The sequence below is a fragment of the Phenylobacterium sp. genome, from assembly GCF_004299445.1.
In the GTDB taxonomy this organism is placed as follows: Bacteria; Pseudomonadota; Alphaproteobacteria; order Caulobacterales; family Caulobacteraceae; genus Phenylobacterium.
In genome coordinates this window covers 1-3525 of sequence record NZ_SCTC01000026.1, presented here as the reverse complement: position 1 = coordinate 3525, position 3525 = coordinate 1, and the positions used below count along the sequence as shown (strand labels likewise).

At 68.3% G+C, this 3525-nt stretch carries 2 protein-coding genes; both read right to left on the bottom strand.

What is annotated here, in order from left to right; genetic code table 11:
* Positions 1-2269 (bottom strand): CusA/CzcA family heavy metal efflux RND transporter (locus EPN98_RS06825; RefSeq protein WP_293361846.1); only part of this gene is annotated, 2269 nt, incomplete at its 3' end.
* A 33-nt stretch (positions 2270-2302) separates the two neighbouring features.
* On the bottom strand, positions 2303-3525 hold a 1223-nt coding region (locus EPN98_RS06820; protein WP_293361844.1), incomplete at its 5' end, for an efflux RND transporter periplasmic adaptor subunit.

Sequence of the window (3525 nt, the reverse complement as noted above, 5' to 3'; positions counted from 1 at the left end):
GCTCTTCCGATCTGTCGAGAGTCGGGAAGCCTGTCGTCTGCTCGGCCTTGACGTCCGCCGCCCCAGGCACCGTTTGGAGCACGCGCGCCACCTGGCCGGCCGTTTGGGCTAGGGCGTCGAGATCGTCGCCGTAGATCTTGATCGCGACGTCTCCCCGCACCCCGGCGATGAGTTCGTTGAAGCGCATCTGGATCGGCTGGGTGAACTCGAACACATTGCCTGTGAGCCCCTCCAACCTTTCCTCCATGCGGCCGACGAGTTCGGGCTTGGTCTCACCCTTGTCGGGCCATTCCTCCTGCGGCTTCAGGATGATGAAGCTGTCCGACGCGTTCGGCGGCATCGGATCGCTCGCCACTTCTGCGGTGCCGGTTTTCGAATAGACGTAAGCGACCTCCGGGAAGCTCGCGATCACGCGCTCCACCTGCCGCTGCATCCGCAAGGACTGCTCGAGCGAGGTCGACGGGATGCGAAGGGCCTGAACAGCCATGTCCTTTTCATCCAGTTGCGGAGCAAACTCCCGGCCGAGGAACCCGAACACCACCCCCGCTGCGACGAACACCGCCGCGGCGCCCACAATGATCGGCGCGGGCCGCGCGATGGTCTTCCGGAGCAGGGGCTCGTAGCGCGCCTTGGCCCAGCGGATCGGGCGGACCTCCTTCTCGGCGACCTTGCCACGAATGAGGAGGGCGATCATCGCCGGCACGAAGGTAAGCGAAAGGACGAAGGCGGCCGCCAGGGCGATCATGACGGTGATGGCCATGGGCGAGAAGGTTTTGCCCTCGACGCCTGTGAAGGTGAGCAAGGGCGCATACACCAAGAGAATGATCGCCTGCCCATAGACGGTAGGTTGGATCATCTCGCGCGCGGCTTCGCGCGTCTCCCCGAGGCGCTCCTGGAGCGTCAACAGCCGTCCTTCACGGTGCTGCCGCTCCGCCAGACGCCGAAGACTGTTTTCGACGATGATGACCGCCCCATCGACGATCAGGCCGAAGTCGAGGGCTCCGAGGCTCATCAGATTGCCTGACACGCCAAGGCGATTCATGCCGATCGCGGTCATCAGCATCGAAAGCGGGATGACCAACGCGGTGATCAAGGCGGCGCGGAAGTTGCCGAGCAGCAGGAAGAGGACGACGATAACCAGCAAGGCGCCCTCGGCGAGATTCTTCTCCACTGTCTTGATGGTCGCGTTCACCAGCTTGGAACGGTCATAGACCACCTGCAGGCGGACGCCTGACGGCATGGTCTTGGCGATCTCCTGCAGCCGCTCGGCCGACGCCCGCGCCACGGTCCGGCTGTTCTCGCCGGTCAGCATCAGCACAGTGCCGACGACGACTTCCTCACCGTTCTCCGACGCCGCGCCGGTGCGCAGCGCGCCGCCGATCTTCACCTCGGCCACGTCGCGCACGGCGATGGCGACGCCTCCACGCGTGGCGACGACCGCCCGTGAGATCTCGTCGGCTGTACGGACCCGCGCGTCGGTGCGCACAAGGAAGGCCTCGCCCGCCCGCTCGACGAAGTTCGCGCCCACGGTCAGGTTGGCGGCCTCGAGGGCTCGGGAGAGCTCGGAGAAGGAGATCCCGTACGCGGCCAGGCGCGTCGGGTTCGGCGTGACCACGAACTGCTTGTCATAGCCCCCGATGGAATCGACGCCGGCGACGCCGGCGACGCCGCGCATCTGCGGCCGGACGATCCAATCCTGGACTTCGCGCAGATAAGCGGCCTGCGCCACCGCCTCAGTCAGGCGCTCGCCAGTGATGGTGAGGTACGCGCCATCGGATTGCCACCCGGGTTGACCGTCCCGACGCGGTGCGCCACGGCCGCCCGGGTGCTCGTACTCGACGGTCCACATCAGCACCTCGCCGAGACCGGTCGAGATCGGGCCCATCATGGGCTGGGCGCCGTCGGGAAGGCTCTCGCGGGCCTGAATAAGCCGTTCGGCCACCTGTTGGCGGGCGAAGTAGACGTCCGTGCGCTCGGCGAACACGACCGTGACCTGGCTGAAGCCGTTGCGCGAGATCGAGCGGGTGCTCTGCAACCCCGGGATTCCGGCCATCGCCGTTTCTACAGGATAGGTCACCAGCTTTTCGACCTCCGCCGGCGCCAGGGCCGGCGCGACCGTATTGATCTGCACCTGCTTGTTGGTGATGTCCGGCACCGCGTCGATCGGCAGCCGAATCAGATTGTAGAGGCCAAGCGCCGCCACCAGGGCGACGAGGAGGACGATGGTCCACCGGAAGCGGACCGACAAGTCGAGGATGCGGCCGATCATGACGCCACCAGCTCCGTGTTCGAATGGCTTGGCTTAGTGACCATGTTCCGCCTCGCCCTTTCCGAGTTCCGCCTTCAGGACGAAGGCGTTCGCCGCGGCGATCACGTCGCCCGGACGCAAGCCCTCCAGGATCTCGGCGCGGCCGCCGGTCCGCCGCCCGACGGTGACCGGTTGGGCCCTGAATCCCTTGGGCGCCCTGACGAAGACGACCGAGCGGCCTTCCACGGTCTGGATGGCCTCGTCAGGCACAACGATGGCGCGGGTGGCAGAACGGGCGGACGTCATCCGGACTTCCACGAGTTGCCCCGGGCGGAGGTCGGCGAGGGATCCCGTCGGGCTGAGCACCACAGTGGCTGCGCGGGTCCGCTCATCCACCGCCGGCGTGATGGAACGCACCACGGCCGGGATGTCCGTCCCCCCGCTGGTTCCGATGACCGCCCGGTCGCCCGGCTGGATCCGCTGCACATCGAGGGCGGACACGGCCGCCTCGACCTGGATCCGGCTCGGATCGGCGATCCGGAAGAGCTCCGTCTCGGGCTGCACGAAGGCCCCCAAGCTTGCGTTCATCGCCGTGACACGTCCGCTGATCGGGCTGACCACACGCACATAACGCCCATCTGCGGTGACCGCGGCTGCTCCCGCCGCCGCCGCGGCGCGCCGCGCCTCGGCTTCGGCGGCGACCAGTGAAGCCTGTGCGGCTTCCAGGTCCTGCCGTGCGCCAACCTTCTGCTCGTGGAGGCGCTGCTCGCGGGCCGCCATCTTGCGCGCGAGGTCGGCGCGCGCCGTCGCGGTCGCGCGATCGGCGGCGATCTGGGCGGCGTCGCGGCTTTCCACGAGGGCGAGGGTCTCGCCGGCGCGGACGGGATCGCCGAGGCGCTTGTTGATCCGCGCGATCGAACCCGCCGCCCGCGCCGTCAGCGCGGCCTGCCCCGACGGTTCGGCCTCGATGGTGGCCTGGGCGCGGATCTCGGCCCCCAGCCCCCCGACGGCGACCGGCTGTAGTTGTATGCTGGCGGTCTTGATCCGGGCGTCATCCATCGCGACGACCTCGGCGTCGCCGCCTTCGTCGGCGTGGGCCTCCCCTTCGGCGTGACTCCCCTCCCCTTCGGCGTGACCCGCCTCGCCTTCGTCTGCCTTTGCCTCGGCGGCGGGAGGTGGTTTTGGGCTGGTGAGCCTGGCGGCGGTGAAGCCTATGCCGGTGGCGGCGACGAGGGCGGCGCCGGCGAGCAGCCAGTTGCGGTTGGCGCCGGCGGTGA